Origin of the sequence: Corynebacterium sp. MSK074, assembly GCF_030229735.1 — a bacterium.
In the GTDB taxonomy this organism is placed as follows: Bacteria; Actinomycetota; Actinomycetes; order Mycobacteriales; family Mycobacteriaceae; genus Corynebacterium.
In genome coordinates, this window is sequence record NZ_JASPIX010000003.1 from 74,221 (window position 1) to 95,844 (window position 21,624).

At 62.9% G+C, this 21,624-nt stretch carries 22 protein-coding genes; 8 read left to right on the forward strand and 14 right to left on the reverse strand.

Going from position 1 to position 21,624, the window contains the following annotated elements; genetic code table 11:
* The first annotated feature begins 37 nt into the window (after positions 1–37).
* Positions 38–1,729, forward strand: coding sequence for an FUSC family protein (locus QP965_RS04195; RefSeq protein ID WP_284844232.1), 1,692 nt, complete (start codon positions 38–40; stop codon positions 1,727–1,729).
* Here QP965_RS04195 and thpR read toward each other — a convergent pair.
* From thpR to QP965_RS04210, 3 genes are all read right to left on the reverse strand, one after another.
* The gene (gene thpR, locus QP965_RS04200) at positions 1,726–2,268 is read right to left on the reverse strand and encodes an RNA 2',3'-cyclic phosphodiesterase (protein WP_239192453.1); all 543 of its coding nucleotides are present in this window, start codon (positions 2,266–2,268) and stop codon (positions 1,726–1,728) included. The two genes, QP965_RS04195 and thpR, sit on opposite strands and share 4 nt — an antisense overlap.
* 3 nt (positions 2,269–2,271) lie before the next feature.
* Positions 2,272–2,394, reverse strand: coding sequence for a hypothetical protein (locus QP965_RS04205; protein WP_255342548.1), 123 nt, complete (start codon positions 2,392–2,394; stop codon positions 2,272–2,274).
* A gap of 85 nt (positions 2,395–2,479) precedes the next feature.
* Positions 2,480–3,862, reverse strand: a complete 1,383-nt coding sequence (locus tag QP965_RS04210; protein WP_284844231.1) for a YeeE/YedE thiosulfate transporter family protein — start codon at positions 3,860–3,862, stop codon at positions 2,480–2,482.
* Between the two features lie 275 nt (positions 3,863–4,137).
* Here QP965_RS04210 and QP965_RS04215 point away from each other — a divergent pair, with 275 nt between their 5' ends.
* Entirely contained in the window at positions 4,138–5,970 is a 1,833-nt protein-coding gene (locus tag QP965_RS04215) for a BCCT family transporter (RefSeq protein WP_284844286.1), read from the forward strand.
* Positions 5,970–6,350 (forward strand): hypothetical protein, encoded by a 381-nt coding sequence (locus QP965_RS04220; RefSeq protein WP_284844230.1) that lies wholly within the window; start codon positions 5,970–5,972, stop codon positions 6,348–6,350. Before QP965_RS04215 ends, QP965_RS04220 begins: the two co-directional genes overlap by 1 nt.
* A 19-nt stretch (positions 6,351–6,369) precedes the next feature.
* Here QP965_RS04220 and QP965_RS04225 read toward each other — a convergent pair whose 3' ends face one another.
* From QP965_RS04225 to QP965_RS04250, 6 genes are all read right to left on the reverse strand, one after another.
* Positions 6,370–7,023, reverse strand: coding sequence for a response regulator (locus QP965_RS04225; protein ID WP_284844229.1), 654 nt, complete (start codon positions 7,021–7,023; stop codon positions 6,370–6,372).
* Positions 7,020–8,231 (reverse strand): sensor histidine kinase, encoded by a 1,212-nt coding sequence (locus tag QP965_RS04230; RefSeq protein ID WP_284844228.1) that lies wholly within the window; start codon positions 8,229–8,231, stop codon positions 7,020–7,022. Before QP965_RS04230 ends, QP965_RS04225 begins: the two co-directional genes overlap by 4 nt.
* Positions 8,232–8,298: 67 nt before the next feature.
* Positions 8,299–8,964 carry a response regulator gene (locus tag QP965_RS04235; RefSeq protein WP_284844227.1) on the reverse strand — a complete coding sequence of 222 codons (666 nt, stop codon included), beginning with the start codon at positions 8,962–8,964 and terminating at the stop codon, positions 8,299–8,301.
* Positions 8,961–9,572, reverse strand: a complete 612-nt coding sequence (locus QP965_RS04240) for a hypothetical protein (protein ID WP_284844226.1) — start codon at positions 9,570–9,572, stop codon at positions 8,961–8,963. Before QP965_RS04240 ends, QP965_RS04235 begins: the two co-directional genes overlap by 4 nt.
* Positions 9,569–10,816, reverse strand: a complete 1,248-nt coding sequence (locus tag QP965_RS04245; RefSeq protein WP_284844225.1) for a sensor histidine kinase — start codon at positions 10,814–10,816, stop codon at positions 9,569–9,571. Before QP965_RS04245 ends, QP965_RS04240 begins: the two co-directional genes overlap by 4 nt.
* Before the next feature lie 42 nt (positions 10,817–10,858).
* Positions 10,859–12,235 (reverse strand): M20 metallopeptidase family protein, encoded by a 1,377-nt coding sequence (locus QP965_RS04250; protein WP_005326385.1) that lies wholly within the window; start codon positions 12,233–12,235, stop codon positions 10,859–10,861.
* 156 nt (positions 12,236–12,391) lie between these two features.
* Between QP965_RS04250 and QP965_RS04255 the strand changes: the two genes are divergently transcribed.
* On the forward strand, positions 12,392–13,381 hold the full coding sequence (locus QP965_RS04255) for an HNH endonuclease signature motif containing protein (protein ID WP_284844224.1): 990 nt from the start codon (positions 12,392–12,394) through the stop codon (positions 13,379–13,381).
* Positions 13,382–13,513: 132 nt separating this feature from the next.
* On the opposite strand, the gene lepA is transcribed toward QP965_RS04255, so the two are convergent.
* Positions 13,514–15,364, reverse strand: coding sequence for a translation elongation factor 4 (lepA, locus tag QP965_RS04260; protein ID WP_005329262.1), 1,851 nt, complete (start codon positions 15,362–15,364; stop codon positions 13,514–13,516).
* An 18-nt stretch (positions 15,365–15,382) separates the two neighbouring features.
* Here lepA and QP965_RS04265 point away from each other — a divergent pair, with 18 nt between their 5' ends.
* Positions 15,383–15,919 carry a type II toxin-antitoxin system PemK/MazF family toxin gene (locus QP965_RS04265; RefSeq protein ID WP_049378502.1) on the forward strand — a complete coding sequence of 179 codons (537 nt, stop codon included), beginning with the start codon at positions 15,383–15,385 and terminating at the stop codon, positions 15,917–15,919.
* A gap of 226 nt (positions 15,920–16,145) precedes the next feature.
* A complete protein-coding gene (gene rpsT / locus QP965_RS04270; RefSeq protein ID WP_005324114.1) occupies positions 16,146–16,409 on the forward strand; it encodes a 30S ribosomal protein S20 in 264 nt (87 codons plus the stop codon).
* Positions 16,410–16,527: 118 nt separating this feature from the next.
* Here the strand turns inward: rpsT and QP965_RS04275 are convergent, their stop codons facing one another.
* Entirely contained in the window at positions 16,528–17,106 is a 579-nt protein-coding gene (locus QP965_RS04275) for a TetR/AcrR family transcriptional regulator (RefSeq protein ID WP_225746569.1), read from the reverse strand.
* Between the two features lie 333 nt (positions 17,107–17,439).
* On the opposite strand from QP965_RS04275, the gene QP965_RS04280 reads away from it, so the two are divergent.
* Together QP965_RS04280 and QP965_RS04285 are read left to right on the forward strand one after the other, a co-directional pair.
* On the forward strand, positions 17,440–18,282 hold the full coding sequence (locus QP965_RS04280) for a DNA adenine methylase (RefSeq protein ID WP_239278301.1): 843 nt from the start codon (positions 17,440–17,442) through the stop codon (positions 18,280–18,282).
* Entirely contained in the window at positions 18,275–19,606 is a 1,332-nt protein-coding gene (locus tag QP965_RS04285) for a type II restriction enzyme (RefSeq protein WP_239278302.1), read from the forward strand. The genes QP965_RS04280 and QP965_RS04285 overlap by 8 nt, the downstream gene beginning before the upstream one ends.
* Here QP965_RS04285 and QP965_RS04290 read toward each other — a convergent pair.
* From QP965_RS04290 to holA, 3 genes are read right to left on the reverse strand one after another with little or no spacing between them, the layout of a single operon-like run.
* Positions 19,603–20,250, reverse strand: coding sequence for a LysE family translocator (locus QP965_RS04290; protein WP_239273945.1), 648 nt, complete (start codon positions 20,248–20,250; stop codon positions 19,603–19,605). The genes QP965_RS04285 and QP965_RS04290 overlap by 4 nt on opposite strands.
* Complete coding sequence (locus QP965_RS04295) at positions 20,247–20,636, reverse strand: ankyrin repeat domain-containing protein (protein WP_284844223.1); 390 nt, start codon at positions 20,634–20,636, stop codon at positions 20,247–20,249. The genes QP965_RS04290 and QP965_RS04295 overlap by 4 nt, the downstream gene beginning before the upstream one ends.
* Before the next feature lie 10 nt (positions 20,637–20,646).
* Entirely contained in the window at positions 20,647–21,624 is a 978-nt protein-coding gene (gene holA, locus QP965_RS04300; protein ID WP_239273947.1) for a DNA polymerase III subunit delta, read from the reverse strand.

A 21,624-nucleotide genomic window follows, 5' to 3' on the forward strand; every position in this document is an offset into this window, starting at 1 on the left:
GTCAGATAACTCCGCCGAGAAAGGATCCTGCTGCTCCGTGGCCACCCAGCTTGACTATCCCATCCCGCAGCGCCCCAGCACCACCCAGTTGCTCACCGCGTTCAATAGCGCCTCGGTGCGCTGGCCCGGTGCCCTGCGCGCGGGCTTGGCGATTCTCATTCCCGGCGCCATCGCGCTGCTGACCGGCCACGACTACGCCATCCTGCTCATTTCCACCGGCGCGTTCACCGTCATCTTTGGCGAGGGCCATCCTTATCGCACCCGCCCGCGCGTCATGTTCACCGCCGGCACCGCACTCATTACGGTCGCGGCCGTGGGCGTGCTGGTAGGCCACCTCATTTTTGCGCCTGGCCACGGCCATTGGTGGCTGTTGCTAGCAGGCCTGTACACCACAACTCTGGCCGCCGCGTGCGGCTTCGCCCAAAATGCCCTGCGCTTACCGCCGCCGGGCACCTTCTTCTTGGTCATGGTCGGCGGCGGTTCGGTGATGCTCGCGCGCACCGACGTCACCGTGGGCCAGCTGCTCTTTTGGGCGCTGACCGGCATGATAGCCAGCCTCGTGCTCGGCATGGCGCCAGCCCTTATTGACGCCCACGGTCCCGAGCGCCGCGCGGTCGCCGCACTGGAAAAGGCCGCGGCCGCATTCCAGGATGACCGAGACGATTCCTTGGCGCGCCACCACCAGGCGCAGACCGCACTCTTTGCTGCCTGGCAGGCGCTTTCCGACGCCCGCATTATCCGCGGCGGCCGCATCATCGACTCCCAGGGAGCCCACCTAGTAGAGCGTACCCTCGCGGCGCAGCACACCATCGTGGCGCATAATCGCGCCTTGGATTTGGGCGCCGATTCGGATCAGCTCACCGATAATGTCACCGACGTCGATCCGGATCGCACCGCCATCCCGCACACCCGCCCCACCGGCCGCTACCGCCTGTACCGCGCCGCGGTCCGCGATTCGCACGCCATGGTCACCACCCAAAAGGTTGTCCTTTCCGCGGTCATTACCGTGCTCGTAGGCCTTACCCTCGGCTTTGACCGCCCGGACTGGGGCGTGGTCTCTGCCTTCCTCATGCTGCAATGGGGACCCGATCATGTGCCGGGCACCGTCCGCGGCATCCACCGCATGCTCGGCTCTGTCGTCGGCGTGCTGCTGTTTTCTATCCTCCACTACTTCGGCATCAGTGGTTGGACGCTCCTGCTTGCACTGGCCGCGTGCCAATTCTGCGCCGAAATCTTCGTAGCCAAGAACTACGCCATCTGCGTTATCTTCTCCACTCCGCTCGCCCTTCTCATGGGCAATTCCGCCACCCGTCCCCTGTGGCCGACCATCCAGGCCCGCTGCGGCGAGATCGTCCTATCCATCCTCATCGCCACCGCGGTGCTGTGGCTGTGGCAGCGCAGCGCCCCCGTGCGCAATCAGGCCCGCTTGCAGGTCCGCGCGATGGAGTCCATGGCCACCCTGCTCGGCTTGCTCTTTGTCAATACCCCAGATGCCGTACTGTCCGCGCGCCGCGACCTGCAATACGAGCTACTCTCGGAGCGCCGCGCCATCCAATCCCTCGCCGTGGATAAGCCCGATGCCGTGCGCCAATTTTGGGCCCGGCACATTGCCCTACAACACGCCGGTTACTTCCTGCTAGATTTCTGCACCACCCACCCGGATCGCACCGCCACCCGCGCGGAGCTCGATTCCCTGGTGCACGAAGTCCGTGCGGCCCGCGCCGCCTAAAACAGCGGATACTCCTCCATCACCTCGTAGCGTGGTCCCCCACCACGGCCCTCACCGAGGTGGGATTGCATCAAGCACAGGCGGTCGGCGCGAAAATCCGGTCCCCGATACACCGATAACGCGCGCACATAGTCCGCCAGCGCCCACGGCTCGCGGGTCCGCCGGCCGGCACGCGCGACGGTGAGGTGGGGGCGGTGGTGGCTAAAGGGGACGTCGGCAAGCTGGCACTCCGCCATCAACTCCCGCACACCGCGCGCCTGCCCGCCGACGCCCACCCACAACGTGCGCTGCTCAAAGCTCCCCGCCCCGCTCAAGTGCACATCCAACGCCGCGCGCCCTGCCACCGCGTGGGCTAGGTGCTCGCGCACCGCCGCGGCATCATTGGGCTGCTCGCCATAAAACGCCATGGTCACATGCCAATTATCCGGATCCGTCCAACGCAGCTCATTAGTAGTTGCCGCGTGGATGGGCCGCAGCGTATGCACCAAATGCTCACGCGCGGCTGCCGAGGGCAATAGCGCAGCAAAGACGCGGATCATGGCCTAGCTGGCATAGACGTTGAGGCGCAGTTCCGCGTCCAGCAGGTGTTCTTCCTCGCGCTCAAAGACGGCGAAGGCATGCAAAATATCCGCAACAGCGGTGGAATTATCATCAAACTCGGGCATGCGATAACTTCTTTCAAACCACAAAGGAGGCACAAGAATCACGCTCGATTCTTCTGCCTCCACATAGTAGCTGACAAAGATGTAATTAGCCGCCCTTGACCACCGTAGCCTGCCAACCAGCATCCCCCGAGCGATGGAAATCACGAATCTCATGGCCCTCATCGGCCGCCCACTGCGGAATGGATTCGGTGGCCTGGGTGCAGTCAAAGTCAATAACCAGCGCCTCGCCAGTCTCCAGCTCCGCCATGACCTGCTTGGCCTCGATCAACGGGAACGGGCACACCGCGCCGAGGGTATCGAGCGCATAGCGCCCGCCGCCCAGCGCACGGGCCTTGTCCTTGGCCTGCGGCCTAGTCTTGAGCACTACTGCCCCGGTGGCAGTGGCAAAGCTCGGCAGCACCTTATCCTCGGCGGAGACCACCTTGTTATCCACGGATTCCTCGGTGGAGTAGGTCTGCGGCTGCTGCGGCTCACTCTTGGGTTTCAGCCACAGGCGCGCGCCCGCACCTACGCCCAGGGCCATAAAGAACAGCGCTACCCAGCCCTGGAAGCTAAACAGGGAGGTCTCCACCATGCCATTGCCCACGGTGCAACCGCCGGCCAGCGACGCACCCACGCCCATCATGATGCCGCCCCAAATAGCGCGGGTCGCAGTCTGCGCATCGGGCACGCGCACGCGGAACTCACCGGCGGACTTGGCGGCGATAAAAGCGCCCACTAGCAGGCCAATAACCAACAGGGTGCCCCAGTTCATGCGCGCGGAATCGCCGGTGGCGGTCCAGCGGACGATGTCCGCGGTCGGCGTGGTGATGCCGAGGCCGCCGTTGCGGCCAGCGTTGGCCGAAAGCACAAAGCCCACCGTGCCGATGATGCCCACAGCAACGGCCGCGATGTTCATGTTCAGTGGCTTGGCGTACCACGGCTGGCCCAAATCCACCTTCGGGCGGCCGGCGTCCTTGGCGCGGTAGTGGCGCCACAGCAGGAAGGTCACGACCCACAGGACTGCAACCAAGATCCACGGCGAGATATGCAGCGCGCCATGGATGGTGGTGACCGGGAGGCTCCACTGCTTGAACCAGTCATTGGCACCAGACAGCGGGCCGGACTTCATGGCCGCGGCCGAAAGCCCATAAAACACCAGCGCAATCCATGAGCCGACTAGGCCCTCGGCCGAGCGGTACCACGTGCCGGAGGCGCAACCGCCGGACAAGATGATGCCGAGGCCAAAGATGAAGCCGCCCACGATGACGGCTACCGGCTTGAAATCGCTAAATTCCGGCGAAAGCACGCCCGTGCCAGTCAACAGCGTCAGGCCAAAGGCATGCACCGAAATCAATATAAGCAGGGCGGTAAAGCCGCGCCACGTCTTATTGAGGAAAATATCGCGCAGCATGCCGGTCACGCAGAAGCGCCCGCGCTGCAGCACGGCACCGAAGACGATGCCGGTGAGAAGTCCGGTAATAATCACTATTTCTCCTTGTATCGAGTTAAGGGCTTCAGCCTACGACACCTAAGACAGAATTGTCTATCTCTACTGCACAACCCTGTTTCATAGTGTGTCATTTATGCACTACATTTGCGGTTTTTGCGGCAGTGCAGGACAATAAGAGAACCGTCTAGTAAGGCAGGGACAAACCTCTGCCGTGTAAGGAACTCGTGAACTCCTCTCGATCCGCCCGCGCGTATGAGCGCTCCCTTGAACCAAGTGACAAGGGCAGCGCCGTGGGCCTGTACCCCCATAACATGCACCCAGGGCTTGTGCCCGGCATCAGCGTCGAAGACCAGCGCAATAAGTTTGGCCTGGATAAGCCGCTGTTTTTCATCACCGCCATCCTCATCATTGCCTTCATCATCTGGGGCGTTGTCCTGCCCGATAGCGTGGCCAGCGCCTCCTCCTCCGCCTTTGGCTGGGCTATTACCAACGCTGGCTGGCTGCTCAATATCACCATGATGCTGGCCATTGTCACCATGGCCTATATCGGCTGCTCCCGGTTGGGTCGCATCAAGCTCGGCACCGATGACGAGGAGCCCGAGTTCAGCTACTTCAGCTGGGTGGCCATGATGTTCGGCGCCGGCATCGGCGTGGGCATCTTCTTCTATGGACCGTCCGAGCCGCTATCGCACTACCTCACCCCGCCGCCGCACACGGTGGAGGGCAATACCGTCGAAGCCCTGCACCAAGCCATGGCCCAGGCCCACTACCACTGGGGCATATCCCCGTGGGCGGCCTACGCGCTGGTCGGCGCGGCGATTGCCTATTCCTCCTATCGCCGCGGGCGCGTGCCTTTGGTCTCTTCCATCTTCAAGCCGCTTTTCGGCTCCCGCGATACGGATGGGCCGGTGGGCAAGCTTATCGACGTCCTCGCGCTCATCGCCACCCTCTTCGGCACCGCCGCCACCCTGGGCCTATCCGCCATCCAGATCGGCGAAGGCGTCACCATCATCCGTGGTGCGGGCCCCATGACCAATACCGCGCTCATCATCATTATCGCCGTGCTCGGCTGCGCGTTTATCCTTTCTGCGGTCTCCGGCGTGGCGCGCGGCGTGCGCTACCTATCCAATATCAATATCTCGCTGACGCTGGGGCTGGTGGTCTTCGTCTTCCTTGTCGGCCCCACCCTGCTCCTACTCAACCTCATCCCGGCCGGCATTGTTACCTACATCGATCAGCTTCTGCCGATGATGGCCAAGGGATTGTCCTGGGGCGATGAGACCATCGAGTTCCAGTCCTACTGGACCGCCTTCTACTGGGCCTGGTGGATCGCCTGGACGCCGTTCGTCGGCCTCTTCGTCGCCCGCATCTCCCGCGGTCGCACCATCCGGGAGTTCACAGCCGTGACCGTCTTCGCGCCTACCATCATTCTTATTCTCGCCTTTACCATCTTTGGCGGCACCGCGATTTCTTTTAACCGCGAAGGCATCGCCGGCTTCGACGGCGAATCCTCTAATGAGCAGGTGCTCTTCGCCATGTTCCAGGACCTGCCTTTAGGTTCCATCACGCCCTATATCCTGCTGGTGGTGCTGGCCGTCTTCTTCGTCACCTCGGCGGATTCGGCCTCTGTGGTGATGGGAACGATGTCTTCCAAGGGTGATCCCACCCCGAATAAACTCGTGGTTATCTTCTGGGGCGTGTGCATGATGGGCATCGCCATTGTCATGCTGCTGACCGGCGGCGAAGACGTATTGACCGGCCTGCAAAACCTCACCATCCTCGCCGCCCTCCCCTTCTGTGTGGTCCTTTTAGCCATGATGGTGGCTTTCATTCGCGACCTGCGCTCGGACCCGATGTTTATCCGCCGCACCTACGCCCGCACGGCGATGGATAACGCGATCATGCGCGGCATCGAAGAGCATGGCGATGACTTCGAGTTCACCGTTCAGCACGCCGAGGGCGACCGCGGCGCCGGCCACGATTTCGATTCCTCCGCCGAGCGCTATACCGAGTGGTACCAGCGCACTGATGAGGAAGGCGAGAACGTCGACTACGACTTCGATACCGGAGTCTGGTCCGACGGCTACGACCCCAAGCACGATAAGAACCACCCTGACTTTGAGGGTGAAAAGAAGGAGAAGTAATGGGCATTCCAGACGACGTCGTCCTCGATGGTTATACGCTCATCGAGCAACACGCAATCGACCACGAGTTCCTGCTGCGCGGCTCTCCGCTGGGCACCGAAACTCCCCTCCTCTTCGCCCTGACTATTGCGGGCGTCCTGCTGGTTGCGGCGAGCTTCTTCCTGCGCAGGGGCGCGCGGGTAGCAGCCGGCCTGGTGGGCGCGTTCCTGGCGCTGAGCAAGCTGTGGTGGATGCCCTTCGCGCTGTGGCATCACTTCGATGACAGCCAAGTATTCGGCTACACGCTCAAGTACTTCCCGCAGTACTGGCCGGTAGCCTCCATCATCGTCGGTGTCATCGCGCTGGTAGGCCTAGCCTCCGCCATTTTCCGCCGGCCCTAGCGGCCCCGCCCAGCCACGCCTAACCGCCGAGCACCGCAATCGCGATGTGCACCCGATTGGTGCCATCGATTTTGGCCAGGATGTGCTTCATGTGCGTCTTGACCGTGGTCAGGGAGATGAACAGCTGCTCGGCAATCTCGGCGTTGCTTAGCCCCTGGGCCACCAGCTGGGCGATTTCATTTTCGCGCTCGCTCAGCTCGGCCAGCCCGCTAGGCTGAATCATTTCCTGCTCCGGCTGCGGCGGCGTGGCCGCCAGCCCCACCAGGTTTTCTAGCACCTTTGGGCTGAGCTGTTGCTGGCCTTGGGACGCCGCTCTTACCGACGCCACCAGCGCCTCCGGCGCCGTCGTCTTCAACAAAAAGCCCACCGCCCCAGCGCGCAAGGCGTGCAGGATGAATTCGTCGGTATCAAAGGCGGTGAGCATCACCACCGGGATATCGCGCGCGCCGGCCAGCGAATGCAGCTGCGCCGTCGCCTCGATGCCGTCCATGACCGGCATGCGAATATCCATCAGCACCACGTCCGGCTCCTCGGCCAGGATGAGCTCGACTCCCTCCTTGCCGTTTCCGGCCTCGCCGATGACGCTGATGCCCGGCGCGCCTTCCAAGATCATGCGCAGGCCGTGGCGCAGCAGCGGCTCATCATCGACGAGCACCACACGAATATCACTCACTGTACTTCCTTCCTGGGCAGGCGCAGAGTCCACGAGAAGCTTTCTTCCTCGTCCTTTACCTGCAGCGATCCGCCCACCACACTAGCGCGCTCGCGCATGCCGACGATCCCGTACCCGCCACTGTTCCCACTCCTCTTCTTCTCGGCTGGGGCGACGGGGTTGGACATGGTGATTAAAAGGGCGTCGGCAAGCGCGGCGATGGTGATGGTCACCGGCTCGCCCGGCGCGTGCTTGCGGGCGTTGGTCAAGCCCTCCTGAACCGCGCGATTGACCGCGTGGCCGGCCATGGTGCTAAGCTCCGCCAGCGACTGCGGCCCCGCTCCCTGCTGGTAGCGCACCTCCACGTACATGCCTGCCCGGCGGGAGCGCTCCACCAGCGATTCCACGCCCTCGCGCGGATCGATGCGCCCCTCGCTGCGCAGCGAGTGCAACGCCTCGCGCAGATCGCCCACAGCGGCCTCGGCTTCATCGCGAATCGTGCGCGCAGATTTCCGTGTCTCCTCCGGATCCAAGTCCTGGCGATAGGCCAGCCCGCCGGCATAGACCGCAATCATGCTCAGCCGATGCGAGAGCGTATCGTGCATATCCCGCGCAATCCGGTCGCGCTCCTCCTGCCGCGCAAAGTTTTCCCGCGTGGCCATTTCCTCATGCGTGAGCTCCGCCTGCGCTTGAAGCGCAATCGTGCGCTCCTTCTGGTTCGAGCGAACCAACCCGACGGCTAAAACCACTACTGCTGGGAGGATGAAGGCAGAGAAAAATCCCAGCTTCCCGGGAGCACTGACCCCTTCGCTTCGAGATAAATCGAGAGTGACCAACTCCGAGGCCAGCATGGCCACGCATACCGCCGCCATCCACAGCCGGCTGCGGCGCGAAGCAGCAGAAAATGCCGCCATAAATACCGACGGCCGGAACTCGGCTATCGAGACCGTCGCAGAAATGATCGTCGCCGCTACCAACGCGCTGCGCGGACCCGGCTGGGTGCTACGCGGGTCGCGCTCCCGCGCAGCATGCCGGAGAGCAAAGGGCAATAGGATCCAGGTGCCAATCGTCGCCGCGAAAAAGAGCACTCCCCGATCTTCTAGGGCTTCGGAAGAACTTAGGTGGACGGAGAGGACCAAAAAATCACCTATCACTGCCACCGCGGCGATGACGAGCTTTTGCCACAGCGGACGCTGCAGCATCGCGTCGGATTTTCGGAATAACTTCATAACGCGCACCAGTCTAAGCCGACCCGCCACCCGCGCGGTATCCCCCGGAGGGAGGATTCTCTGCGCCCTATCCGCGGGCTTCCAAAACCATGATCGCAATATGCACGCGGCTCGTTCCGCCGATCTTTTTCAAAATGTGCTGCATATGGGACTTTACCGTGGCCATGGACACCACGAGCCGGTCGGCAATTTCCTGGTTATTCAAGCCCTGGGCTACTAGCTCGGCGATTTCGCGCTCGCGAGAACTAAGCCTCCCTAGGCGGTTGCGGGCGGTGCGGGTGTGGTGCGAATGGGCGTCGTCAAGCGCGGGCTCCTGCATGCTTACCAGCTTGTCGACGACCTGCCGGCTCAACAGCGGCTGCCCCGCCGCGGCCGCACGCACGGCCGCCATGAGCGATTCCGGTGGCGTCGACTTCAGCAAGAACCCAGCCGCCCCGGCGCGCAGAGCCCGCAGGATGAAGGAATCGGTATCAAAGGCCGTGAGCATAATGATCGGCACTGCGTGGACGGACAGAATCTTCTCCACGGCCGCGATGCCATCCATGACCGGCATGCGAATATCCATCAGCACCACATCGGGCTGCGCGTCGAGCACCGTAGCCACCGCGTCCCGGCCATTGCTCGCCTCGGCCACGACCTCGATATCGGGCGCGTTGGATAGCAGCAGGCGCAGGCCGCTGCGGACAAGTTCCTCGTCATCAACGAGCACTACTCGCAGGGCATCGGCCATCATGCTCCCTTTCCTACTGGTTGATTCCACCGCGCGCGCCACAACTGCGATGCGACGGGCGTATACGCCACAGTAACCGCCACCACTGCCGCGAGCGCTATCGGCACGATTCCCACGTGGCCCGCCACTACGCCGTTGAGGAACGAGGGCACGAGAATATCGTTTAGCTTTTCGAAGAATTTGGGGAAAAATTCGATGACTAGCGTGGCCGCAATGAATGTCAGCGCAGTCTGCAGGAGCAACGTCCACAGACTTATCCGGTGCAGCTGCTTATCGATGTCCGGCTTCCCCACCGCCGCAAACAGCACCCTCGCGCCTTGCCCGCGAAACTCCGGCACGACGTAACCGCAGCGCTCCACCAGCTCGATGCGGTCGGCGTCTTCGGGCGCATTATCGTCGCTGTGCCCGCGCAGGAATTCCACGCTATAGGCCGAGTCATCGGTATCGGTATAGCTGAGCTTGCGCGAAGTTCCGTCAACGGTGGAGGTAAAAAGACTGCGCTTAAAGTCTAAGCATTTTCCCGTCCACCCCTCGCGGGCCGTGGTTTCTTCTAGGTCGATGCGCATGAGCCCGTATTCGGGATGGCGCAGTTGCCAGCTCATCTCGCTCATCGTGTGGCCTCCTTGTGCGCTAGCGGTAGCTGGATACTCCATCCGAATTCCTCGCCTCCCTTTCCTCCTGGGCTTTCCTGGTTAGCCGCGATGCTCATGCGCCCGCCGGAAAGCTCCACGCGCTCGCGCAGTCCCACTAGACCGTAGCCACCTGCGCCTCCCTCGACACCGTCCGTATCGGCTCCTGCCTTCCCGCGCGGGACTGGGTTGCCCATCTCGATGTCCACCGCGCCGGCCGCCTCGCGCACCGTGATGCTTACCGGCTGACTGGGCGCGTGCTTGCGGGCGTTCGTCAGGCCCTCTTGTACTGCACGATGCACGGCATGCTGCGCCATCGTGGACAGTCCGTCAAAAACGTCCGGGCTGGCACCGTCCGCGTAGGCCACCGTTACCTCTGCGCCGGCCTCCCGTGCGCTCGCGACCAGCTCCTCTAGACCAGTGCGCGGGTCCTGGGAAAGGTCTTCGCGCAAGGCGCTTAAGACGGTGCGCAAATCTTCTACCGCGTTTTGGGCTTCGGCGCGGATGGTGCGGGCTGCGTCGGTAAACTCCTCCGGCACGCCCTCGCGCGGGTAGCTCAGCGCACCCGCATGAATAGCCACAAGGCTCAGCCGATGAGAGAGCGAATCGTGCATGTCGCGCGCGATGCTCTCGCGCTCCTCTCGCCGTGCATGTTCCACCTTGGCGCGCATCTCTTCGCGGTTCATCCGGGCTTGCTGCTCCACCCGCCACCGCTTTTCGCGCTGATTGCCGCGTTTTTGGCCTACCAGCAAGCCCGCGACCATCACAACCACGACGAAGATGGCACCAACCCACCCAATCTCGTCCCAGCTTAGGTACGGGTTGAAGCTCGCATCTATCGCAAACGCCACTACAAAGCATGCCACCGCGGCCACCGAGCGCGTAGTCGAGCGGCGTGAAACCATAGAGATAAAGGCCACGACTCCGCTGACCGCGCCGAAATAGGAACTAGACCCCAGCAGTACGATGCAACCGGCGATGAAGCTGCGGGTGGAGCCGGAATAGTCGACGTCGGAAAGCTCGCGCGGTTGGTGCTCCAACGCAAAGGGCAGGGCGATAATGCCCAGCACGCCTACCGCAAACCCGGTGCAGATGTAGGGCCCGTACTCCTCAAAAGTCGGCGAATACTCCTCAATATCGAGGTTCATCAGCACCACGCCGACGAGCCAATTCGCCACCGCGCAGGCGGCAACAATGCCCGCCGTACTCCACTTCGTTCTGACCATGGCCCCAAGCTTAAGCCCGCGGCCATAGTCCCTAGGGATGATTTATTTCTGCACCCCGGCCGCATCGCGCATGGCCTTCGTCTGCGCGGACGGATGCTCGTTCTCGGTAGCCAAGCGCTCAAACGCCACGGCCGCCAGCGCGGCGGCCTGCATGCCGAGTACGGAATCATCAAAGCGCATCATCGGCGAGTGATTCCACTCGCGCTGATTTTCGGGCTTTTCCGGATTGGCCGTGCCCATCCACATAAACGTGCCCGGGACCTGAGAGAGGACGTAGCCGAAGTCCTCGGAGGCCATCATCGGGGCGTCGAAAGGCTGGACGTTCTCGGCGCCAAACATCTGGCCCCACAAGGTGGCGGCGAACTGGTTCTCGCGCGCATTGGTCTTGGTGGTGGGGTACAAAATCTCGAAATCCACCTGCGCGGTGCAGCGGTGCGAGGCAGCGACGGAGCTGGAGACCTCCGTAATCATCTGCCGCACGGCGTCGATTTTCTCATCGCGCAGCACGCGCACCGTCGCGCCCAAAGCCGCGCGCTCCGGGATGGCGTTATATGCGCCGTCGCCCGCCCACAGGTTGGTCACGGTAATCACGATGGGCTCCAGCGCATCAAAACGGCGGGTCAGCGCGGTCTGCAGCGACATCTGAATCTCCGCCAGCGCCGCCACCGGGTCGATGGCATCGTGCGGGCGGGAGCCGTGCCCGCCCTTGCCCAGCACAGTAATGGTCAGGTTGGAGGAGCTGGCCATCATCGGGCCTGGCACATAGTGGAAGGTGCCGCGGTCTTGAGGGCCGACGTGCAGGCCGTAGGCAGCAATGGGGCGTCGGCCAGCGGCGTCGAGCACGCCCTCCTCAATCATCGGCAGCGCGCCGCCCGGGCCTTCCTCGCCGGGCTGGAACATAAAGGTGACATCGCCGTGCAGCTCCTCGCGGTGCTCGCACAGAATCCGCGCCGCGCCCACCAGACCAGCGGTGTGCAGATCGTGGCCGCAGGCGTGCATATACCCATTCGTCGACGCGAACGGGCTGCCGGTCTGCTCGCGCACTTCGAGGGCATCCATGTCCGCGCGCAAAAGCACCGACACCGGCCGCTCGCCGCGCTGGCCGCCGCGCAGCACGGCCACCACTGAGCTCAGATCCTGGCCCACGTGAATCTCCAGCGGCAGGCCCTCCAGCGCTTCTAGGACCTTCTTCTGCGTGCGCGGCAGGTCCAGGCCGATTTCCGGGTTGCGGTGCAGGTCACGGCGGAAGTTCTGCAGCTCCTCGAGCATGCCCTCGCCCATTTCCTGGAAAACCTCGGTGGCCACCCGCTCACCAATGCGCGCCCGCGTCACCGGCAGGGGCGGCAGCTGCTGGGCCTGGCGCGGGGCGGCCAGGCGTCCGGGGTTGGTGGGGCGAATCCGCTTGGTCGGGTCAGTCATGGGGAGCTCCTTTCTCGCTTTCCTATTCGAGGGTACCGCAGATTATCCACAGGGCGCCCGGCGGGTTCGGGGTTGGTGTGACGGGTGGGGCGAGTTATCCACAGGCGGGCGCGGGTGGGCTACCGCGGGCTTGCGGGGTGTCTTAGGCTCGCCGGCATGACCCGCTTGCAGGACTACGCCCGCCAACTTGCCTCGCCGATGGAGCTTCTCGGCGAGGTCTCTGGCGCGCGCGAGGCCGACCTGCGCCGGCTGGGGCTTCCCCGGCAGGAGGCACGGAGCCTGCTTGCGCTTGCCGACGTCTACTTTGGCCCCACCCCCTTCACCCGCCGGCAGCGCTCGTGCCGGGCAACCAAGCATTGCTTGGCGACGTTGAAGATTATCGAAAAGTACGTCTCACGCACGAAATCCAAGCGGGATGCGTGGGCGCTGCGCGCTGAATTGTGCGCGACCAACCAGGACGTGGAGCAGCTCGCGCGCACGCGGTTGAAGGAGCTGTATCCGCCGCGGCAGCCGGAGAAAGGCGTGCGGATGACGCGGCGCAAGGGCGGCCCGTCGACGCTATCGATTACCGGCGATTCCGATTTCATTGCTGACCTGCACGCCAGCATCAACGAGGAGAAGCCGCTCGATTCCGTAGAGAATATCTTCTTCCGCGGCGGGGCTGCGGCGCGGCCTGCCGCGACGACGAATATCATCATCCAGCTCGATGAATTGGATGAAATCTTAAGCGGTGGAGGCGAGGAAATCACGCTGCGCCTGACCAATGGCGCTGAAATCAGCGGCGCGAAGCTGGTAGAAAAGCGCTTGGCCGAATGCGGGCTTGTCACCCTCGTCCATCCTTATGAGGGAGCGGTGAACCTGTATCGCACCTCGCGGCATGCCTCGGATAAGCAGCGCCTCATGGCGGGCGCGGAAAACCCCACCTGCCCGTGGGCCGAGTGCAACTATCCGGCGGATAAGTGCCAGATCCACCACCTGCAGGCGTGGAAGCACGGCGGCGAGACCAATATGGCGAATCTCAGCGTGGCGTGCCCGTATCACAACGGCGTCAACGACGACGATCCGCACGCTCCGCCGGTGCGCGGCCGCCTCGAGCGGCGCCAGGGTCGAATAGTCTGGGTCCCACCCTGGGCCGATTCAACCTAACTACTCGCCTGAAGCCCCAGGCCCAACCCTCCTGCGCGGACCGGGGCGCTCAAGCCTGCCGTGGAATCCGGCAGCTGACAACCTCGCAACCACGGCGTGGCTGCGAGGTGAGTTCGGCATGCTTGGGGTGGATTAATCGTCGGCGTCGGTAGACAGCGCGGCCACGAAGGCCTCCTGCGGCACCGAGACGGAGCCCAGCGTCTTCATGCGCTTCTTACCGGCCTTCTGCTTCTCCAGCAGCTTGCGCTTACGGGAGATATCGCCGCCGTAGCACTTCGCCAGCACGTCCTTGCGCATGGCGCGGATGTTTTCGCGGGCGATGATCTTCGAGCCGATGGCCGCCTGGACGGGCACCTCGAACTGCTGGCGCGGGATGAGCTCCTTGAGCTTCTTGGTCATCTTATTGCCATACCACTGGGCGGAATCGCGGTGGACGATGGCGGAAAAGGCGTCGACCGGGTCGCCGTTGAGCAGGATGTCGACCTTAACTAGGTCCGCGAGCTGCTCGCCGGCCTCCTCATAGTTCAGCGAGGCGTAGCCCTTGGTGCGGGACTTGAGCATATCGAAGAAGTCAAAGATGATTTCGCCGAGCGGCATGGTGTAGCGCAGCTCAACGCGGTCCTCGGAAAGGTAGTCCATGCCGCCCATCTGGCCGCGCTTAGACTGGCACAGCTCCATGGTGGGGCCGACGAACTGCTCGGGCACGATGACGGTCATCTTCACCACTGGTTCATAGACCTCGGTAAGTTTTCCTTCCGGCCAGTCAGACGGGTTATGGACCCACTTTTCCTCGCCGTCTTCAGCCACCACTCGGTAGGTCACGGAAGGCGCGGTGGAAATCAGGTCGAGGCCGAACTCGCGCTCCAAGCGGTCGCGGGTGATTTCCATGTGCAAAAGTCCCAAGAAGCCGCAGCGGAAACCAAAGCCAAGGGCGACGGAGGTTTCGGGCTCGAAGGTAAGGGAGGCGTCGTTAAGCTGCAGCTTTTCCAAAGCATCGCGCAGGTCCGGGAAGTCGGCCTGGGAAATGGGGAAAAGGCCGGAGTAGACCATCGGGTCCGGATCCTTGTAGCCCTTGAGTGGGGTCTCGGCGCCGCCGTTGGACCAGGTGACGGTATCGCCCACCTTGGTCTCACGGACGTCCTTTACGCCGGTAATAAGGTAGCCCACCTCGCCGGGCCCTAAGCCCTCGCACTTTTGCATCGTGGGCGACACAATGCCGATTTCCAGCAGCTCGTGGTTGGCGTTGGTCGACATCATGGTGACCTTCTGGCGCGGGGTGAGCTTGCCGTCCACCATGCGGATATAGGTCACCACGCCGCGGTAGGTGTCATAGACGGAGTCAAAAATCATGGCGCGGGCCGGTGCATCGGCGTCGAATTCAGAAGACGGCGGCGGAACTAGCTCGCAGACCTTGTCCAGCAGCTCGACCACGCCCTCGCCGGTCTTGCCCGACACGCGCAGCACCTCTTCCGGCTCGCAGCCGATGATATTGGCGATTTCCAGCGCGTATTTTTCCGGGTCGGCGGCTGGCAGGTCGATTTTATTGAGGACCGGGATGATTTCCAGGTCGTTTTCCATCGCCAGGTAGAGGTTGGCGAGGGTTTGGGCTTCGATGCCCTGGGCGGCGTCGACAAGCAAGATGGCGCCCTCACATGCCTCGAGCGCGCGGGAGACCTCGTAGGTAAAGTCCACGTGGCCGGGGGTGTCGATCATCTGCATGACAATCTGCTCCCCCTGCGCGGTGCCGGACTGGGGCACCCACGGCAGGCGCACGTTCTGCGCCTTAATGGTGATGCCGCGCTCGCGCTCGATGTCCATATTATCGAGGAACTGATCACGCATATCGCGCTCCGCAACCACCTTGGATAGCTGCAGGATGCGGTCCGCCAGCGTCGACTTGCCGTGGTCGATGTGAGCAATAATGCAGAAGTTTCGGATTCGGGCGGGATCCGTAAACGTCGTGGCCGCAAAGTTTTCAGACATACGTCTACAATAGTCGACATGAAAAGTGGCATGCTCACCCGTCTGCGCCAAGCGCTGGGAATCAGCGAGCGCGAGCCAATAGACACCGGCCTGAGCCGCATTAATTCCCGGTTGGGGCTGGATAGGTCGGATGAGTTCCACGAGCCGCGAAAGGCCGCCGATATCCAGGTAGAAGCCACTGCCTCCCACCCCCGGTCCATATTTTTCACCCCCGATATGGACGGCCAGGCCGATTCCGGCGAGGTGGTCTGGGTGTGGGTACCGGCCGAAGGCAAGCAGGCGCCACCGCGCGAGCGCGCCATTTTGGTCGTCGGCCGCACCCGCACCACGGTGTTGGGTTTGCTTATCTCCCCCAACCCAAAGCACGCGCTTGACGACGCCTGGCTGGAAATCGGCTCCGGCGAGTGGGACGAGTCCGGCTGCGATTGCTGGGTGCGCCTCGACCGCCTGCTCGAGGTATCCGAGGAGCAGGTGCGCCGGCAAGGCACGCTTTTTCCGGAACGCAGGTTCGAACGAATCGCGAATAGGTTGCGGGCGCGCTACCACTGGGCCTAGCCGGAGTGAAGGCCGCGGCCGCGGGGAGGGTTTTGGCAGGTCGGGTTCGGTACTGCTATTGTGTGTTGGTTACTTACTTGCCGGGCGCGCTGGTCGGGGCGGGCAGGACCTTGGGTTCGCTCTTCGAATACCAGCGCCGAGCGCGCCAGTAATTGCTGGCCGCGGGAGTAGTCCGAGTAGGTCGGTTTCTACGTCAATCACTTTCGATTACTAAGAGGTATTTTTCATGGCAAATATCAAGTCCAAGCAGAAGCGCGTTATCACCAACGAGAAGGCACGTCAGCGCAACAAGTCCGTTCGCTCCGCCGTCCGTACCGAGATCCGCAAGTTCCGCGAGACCGTTGCCGCTGGCGACAAGGCTGCTGCTGAGAAGCAGCTGCGCGTGGCATCCCGTGCCCTGGACAAGTCCGTGTCCAAGGGTGTCTTCCACCGCAACACCGCAGCCAACAAGAAGTCCGGCATGGCTTCCGCGTTCAACAAGATGGACTAAGAGCCATTGCACAGATCATCCCCCGGTCGCGCTCTACGGAGCGCGACCGGGGGATTTTCTTAGCTCATTTTGGGCGGCGGAACCGGCAGGCAGGGCCGGTGAGACTTAGGCGGGGCGCTTAGGCCAGGTCGTCGTTGAAGTAGTCTTCGAAGATGGCGCCGGCGCTACGGAAGGCGTCGGCAAGCGAAGTTCCGCCACGGGTTTCCACGAAGGTCTCGAAGGCGGTCAGGAACTGGGTGTGGATGATATTGACGGTCGGCGTGAGACGCGGGTCGGAGGACTTCCAACCTTCGCGGGCCTGCACCGCCTGGCGGACGCGCTGAATGATGCGGCTATTGCGCTGGCAGTACAGAGCGCGCAGCTTCGTATCCTTAGCCAACGCCTGGGCCGTGAGCTGGGAGATTTCGGGGAAGAACTCATCGCCTACGGCACGATTGAATACGGTCATAGCCATGATTTTGGAATCTTCGCGCAGGCTTCCGGTGGGCAATCCTGCGGCGAAATTTTGGAATTGGTTCTCCACTTCCTCCGACATTTCGGGGCCTAAAACTGCCGATTCTTTGTCTTTTATGTAATTAAAAAGCGTACGGCGGGAAACGCCCACTTCGTGAGCGAGCTCCTCCATGGTGAACCCGTCATAACCGTTCTCGATGACGAGGTTGAGCGCAGCGACTCGGATTTTTGATATACGCGGCATAAATGCCCCTTTCTGTCCCGACGCTCTTCAAGCTTCAGTAACTTTTCTTTCTCCCTAAGAAAATGTGAGGAAATTCTATTTTGTCTACAAACTAAGGGTTTTGGGGCGATTTTATTACCTTATATTCGGTCAGGGAAACCGCCATACACGCCATGAGGATCTCCCGCCGGCACGGCTGCGCGTTTGCGCCCGTCATGGCACTTTTCGGGAAAACTGTGACGTTGGACAACCAGGGCGCCAAGCCCCGCCCGGCCGCGCACCCGACTTATCCGCTCGCACGTTCGAAAGCCCGATGGTGCTTGTGTCCGGTAGGGCGGCTAAGATGAGTCAACGATGAAAAACGTTAAGCCACTGGTGAAATGGGCGGGCGGGAAGCGCCAGCTCTTGCCGCATATCCACGCCGCCCTGCCGGCGGAGAACCCGCGGCGTTATTATGAACCCTTCATCGGTGGCGGCGCGGTGCTTTTCTCTCTCGAACCGGCCAGCGCACGGGTCAACGATCTCAATAGTGAGCTCATTAACCTCTATGAGGTGGTGCGCGGCGGCGTCGATGAGCTCATAGAGGAACTCGCGGGCTACCCCAATGAGGCAGAGTTTTTCTATGCGCTTCGCGCAGTGGACCGGGATGCCCACGAGTTTGCCGCCCTCTCCCCCGTTGAGCGCGCCGCGCGGACGCTTTATCTCAACCGCACCTGCTATAACGGCCTGTATCGCGTGAACGCGGCCGGCCAATTTAATGCCCCGTTTGGGCGTTATAAGAATCCCACCATCTGCGATGAAGACACGCTGCGCGCGGTGCACCGCTATTTTGCGGATAATGATGTGGCCTTCTCGCAGGGTGATTTCGCCGCGGCGGTAGTAGAGGCGCGCGAAGGGGACTTCGTGTACTTCGACCCTCCTTATGACCCGGTGAACGTGACAAGCTCGTTTACCGGCTACCAAAAGGGCGGCTTTGACCGTGCGGAACAACAGCGCCTCAAAGAGGTCTGCGATGACTTGGATAGGCGCGGGGTGAAGTTCCTGTTGTCTAATTCGGCCACCGAGTTCATCCGCGAGCTTTATGCGGACTATGAAGTAGGAATCGTGGGGGCAACGCGGGCGATTAACTCCGTTGGTTCGAAACGCGGCAAAGTCGACGAGGTCCTGGTGCGCAATTACGAGGTCCGCGGTGACTAGCGGGCCGGAAGCGCCGGAGCTGCGGGCGCGCTTTGGTGTGCCGGAGTCGGTGAAGCTCGGCGTCAATGACTGGGGGTGGCTGCGCATCCTGGCGGCGGGATACGACGCGGAGCTGGAGCGGCGCGGGTATTTCTATATCGGCGCGCGGGAGCTAGAACGGCTCTCGGGCCGGCAGCCGCGGCTGATGGCCAAGCATGATTTTTCTACGTCGCGGCCGTGGATTTTTCAGCGTCTCCAACTGGGAATCTTACCGGTCAGCCGCAGCGAATATCTGGTGGGGCGATTCAACCTGTACGAGCAGTTTCCACAAACGCAGCGCGGCGAGGTACGCACGCTGGAGCTGCCGGCGGGTCTGGACACTCTTTCGTTGGAGGGGGTGAGCTCGGAGGCGGTGGCGTTAAATGGGGCGTCGGCAAGCGGGATGCTAGAGGATTTCCTGGGGTGCGGGCCGTTGCAGGCGACGGTGGCGGGTCGTATGTCCACGCGCGGGCTTAAGGTGCGGCTGCCGGACTTGGGTGTAGATGTGGCAGTGGACCGCGCGCAGATGGAAATCGACGGCGGCTTTGAATCGCTCGAGCACCTGGTGCTGGTGGAGGCGAAGAATCACCTTTCGGATGATTTCAATATCCGGCAGCTATATTTTCCCTACCGGCGCTTCCAGCAGCGCCTGGCCAAGGATGTCGTGCCGGTCTACCTGGTGTATTCCAATGGTATTTTCCACCTGTACCGCTATGAGTTTCGGGACCCGGCGGATTTTCGCAGCATTGCGCTGGTGGATAGCGCCCGCTACGCGCTGTCCGCCTCGCATCTGGACCCCCAGGCGGCGCTCGACATTGTGCGGGCGGTAGAGCCCGAACCCGAGCCGGCCGTGCCCTTCCCACAGGCTAATAGCTTCGAGCGGGTGGTCAACCTGCTCGAGCTCATGGCGCTGCAGCCGCTAAGCAAGGCGGAGATTACCCACCGCTATGACTTCGATCCGCGGCAGGCGGATTATTATGCCAACGCCGCGCGCTACCTGGGCCTGGCGGAGCCGGTGGAGGACATGTGGGAGCCGACGGAGCACGGGCGGCGGGTTATCGAGCAGCCGCAGCGCGACGCCCGGAATGCAGCGCTCATACGGGCGCTGGCGGCGCGGCGGGTTTTCCGCGAAGTCCTAGAGCTCAGCTTGGCCCGCGGCGCGGTGGCCAGCACCGCGGAGATTTGTGCGGCCATGGAGGGGCTGGGGCTGAGCTTGGCGACGTCCCGGCGGCGTGCCTCCACCGTCGCCCGCTGGACCCAGTGGGTGCTGGACACGGTGGCCGAGGGCACGCCGCGCCTGTTTTAAGCCAGCAGGTTCTGCCCGCCGGAGATGATAAGGACGATGCCGGCGATGATGAAGAAGAGGCCAGAGCCGATGTCGATCCACGGGCCGGCGGCGATGAGCTTGCGGCGAACCGCGTTGGTGGAAATCACCGTGGCGACGACGAGGAAGAAGAGGAAGGCCGACAGCGATAACGAGAGCGTGAGCGCGATGGCCAACCATGCGGGTGGGCTGGCGGGAAGCAGCGGGGCGATCATCGCGGCGAGGAAGAGCACGATTTTCGGGTTGGACATATTCGTGGCTAGCCCCACCTTGAAGGCGGTGCGCAGGCGGCCGAGCTGGGCGGCGGCGTCTTCTAAGTCCACGGGCGGGTTGGCGCGCTGGGCGATGCCGCTGCGCAGCGCGCGCGAACCCATAAATACCAGGAAGCAGCCGCCGACGGCTTGGACCGCGCCGAGGATTTCCGGGAAGGCCGTCAGCAGCGCGGCGGCGCCGAAAACGGTGGCGGCGCACCAAAAGAGCACGCCGATCTGAATGCCGGCGGCCGCCGCAATGGCATGGCGGCGCGAGCGGGTGGCGTAGCGGGTCACCAAAATGATGTCCGGTCCCGGCGAGGCGACGCCCACCAGGTTCATCAACAAGAGGGTGAAAAAGGATGTCCAGGTCACTCCCCCGCCTCGCTTTCGAGGCGCGGGATGAGGTCCTCGCGGCCGAACAGGCGGGCGGAATCCAGCGCGGAAGGCTGGCCGGCGGTGGGGTCGGCGTGGGCGGAAAGGAGGGCGCCGATAACCGCGTCCTCCTTCTTAAAGATGGCACCGGCCAGTGGGGACTGGCCGCGATCATTGAGCAGGTTGACGTCCGCGCCGGCGCGGGCAAGTGCGGCAACTAGCTCGGCGTGGCCATGATAGGCGGCGAGCATGATAAAGGACTGGCCTTCGTGGTTGACGAGGTCGATATTCACGCCGTGGTCGATATAGGCGAGGAGGTCCAGGTTGCCCTCGCGCGCCATGTCAAAGAGCCGACCGGCGAATTCTTGCACTTGCGTCTCAGACATGGTTTCTAGCTTATCGCGCCAGTTCCGCGACGCGTTTGACGGCCGCTTCTATGGCGAATTCGGGCTCACCGCCTTGGCCTTTGACGGCGGCATCGAGCTCTGAGACGAGGATGACAGCCTTGGTGACATTATCGGCGGACCAGCGGCGGGCCACCGGCTGGGTCATTTTGACCACGTAGGGTGCTAGGCCGGTTTGGCTCGCCAGCGAGTACTGGTCCCCGCGCGCGGAGTAGAGGCGGGCGACGGCGCCGACCTTATTGGCCAGCGCGGCTGCAATCGCTACGGGGCTCGCGCCCAGTTGGAGGGCGCGGCGGCAGGTGGATACGGCGGCTTCGACGCGGCCGGCGACGGCGGCGTCGGCAATGTCCCAGTTGGCCACCTCGGCCACGCCGACGTAGTAGTTTTGCACCGCCTCGCGGGTGACATTGCCGCCGGTATCGGAGACCAGCTGGGAGATGGCCGAGGCCAGCTCGCGCAGGTCAGAGCCCACTCCCTCGAGCACGGCGTGGATAACGTCCGGGGTGGGGCGCACGCCGTGGCTGGAAAATTCGCGGGTGGCCCATTGGCCCAGCTCATTGGGGTAGAGCGAAAAGACCTCGTGGACCTCCGCAATCTTGCGCAGCTTGGCCACGAGCTCGGGCTGTTTCTTCTTTTTCTTCAGCGTCTTGGCCGTCACGGAGTAGATGATGACCATGGTCATGCCCGGCGCGGGATTGGCGCAGGCGCGCAGGATGATATCGACTACTTCTTTGCCAGCGCGCTCGCAGTCGCTGATGACGATGACGCGGTTATCGCCAAACAGCGACGGGCTGGTGGCCTCCAGGATTTCGCCCTCAGAGACCTCGGAGGCTTTTAGCTTCGTCAGCTCGGGGCGGGCACCGGTGGGTCCGCTCTCCTCGGCCGCGGCGCGCTGGATGTGCAGGCGGGCGCGTTCGGTGAGGAATTCATCGTCGCCGAGGATGAGGTGTACTGGAGGCATGCCCGCCAT

What these genes read in the sequence shown, in the direction of transcription:
- QP965_RS04295 (WP_284844223.1), bottom strand. Translation starts at nt 20,636, where the DNA reads ATGTCTGAGACGCAAGTGCAAGAATTCGCCGGTCGGCTCTTTGACATG.
- QP965_RS04245 (WP_284844225.1), bottom strand. Translation starts at nt 10,816, where the DNA reads ATGGTCAGAACGAAGTGGAGTACGGCGGGCATTGTTGCCGCCTGCGCG.
- QP965_RS04280 (WP_239278301.1), top strand. Translation starts at nt 17,440, where the DNA reads ATGAAAAACGTTAAGCCACTGGTGAAATGGGCGGGCGGGAAGCGCCAG.
- QP965_RS04275 (WP_225746569.1), bottom strand. Translation starts at nt 17,106, where the DNA reads ATGCCGCGTATATCAAAAATCCGAGTCGCTGCGCTCAACCTCGTCATC.
- rpsT (WP_005324114.1), top strand. Translation starts at nt 16,146, where the DNA reads ATGGCAAATATCAAGTCCAAGCAGAAGCGCGTTATCACCAACGAGAAG.
- QP965_RS04240 (WP_284844226.1), bottom strand. Translation starts at nt 9,572, where the DNA reads ATGAGCGAGATGAGCTGGCAACTGCGCCATCCCGAATACGGGCTCATG.
- QP965_RS04220 (WP_284844230.1), top strand. Translation starts at nt 5,970, where the DNA reads ATGGGCATTCCAGACGACGTCGTCCTCGATGGTTATACGCTCATCGAG.
- QP965_RS04255 (WP_284844224.1), top strand. Translation starts at nt 12,392, where the DNA reads ATGACCCGCTTGCAGGACTACGCCCGCCAACTTGCCTCGCCGATGGAG.
- QP965_RS04205 (WP_255342548.1), bottom strand. Translation starts at nt 2,394, where the DNA reads ATGCCCGAGTTTGATGATAATTCCACCGCTGTTGCGGATATTTTGCAT.
- QP965_RS04250 (WP_005326385.1), bottom strand. Translation starts at nt 12,235, where the DNA reads ATGACTGACCCGACCAAGCGGATTCGCCCCACCAACCCCGGACGCCTG.
- QP965_RS04265 (WP_049378502.1), top strand. Translation starts at nt 15,383, where the DNA reads ATGAAAAGTGGCATGCTCACCCGTCTGCGCCAAGCGCTGGGAATCAGC.
- QP965_RS04235 (WP_284844227.1), bottom strand. Translation starts at nt 8,964, where the DNA reads ATGATGGCCGATGCCCTGCGAGTAGTGCTCGTTGATGACGAGGAACTT.
- thpR (WP_239192453.1), bottom strand. Translation starts at nt 2,268, where the DNA reads ATGATCCGCGTCTTTGCTGCGCTATTGCCCTCGGCAGCCGCGCGTGAG.
- QP965_RS04215 (WP_284844286.1), top strand. Translation starts at nt 4,138, where the DNA reads ATGCACCCAGGGCTTGTGCCCGGCATCAGCGTCGAAGACCAGCGCAAT.
- holA (WP_239273947.1), bottom strand. Translation starts at nt 21,624, where the DNA reads ATGGCGGGCATGCCTCCAGTACACCTCATCCTCGGCGACGATGAATTC.
- QP965_RS04230 (WP_284844228.1), bottom strand. Translation starts at nt 8,231, where the DNA reads ATGAAGTTATTCCGAAAATCCGACGCGATGCTGCAGCGTCCGCTGTGG.
- lepA (WP_005329262.1), bottom strand. Translation starts at nt 15,364, where the DNA reads ATGTCTGAAAACTTTGCGGCCACGACGTTTACGGATCCCGCCCGAATC.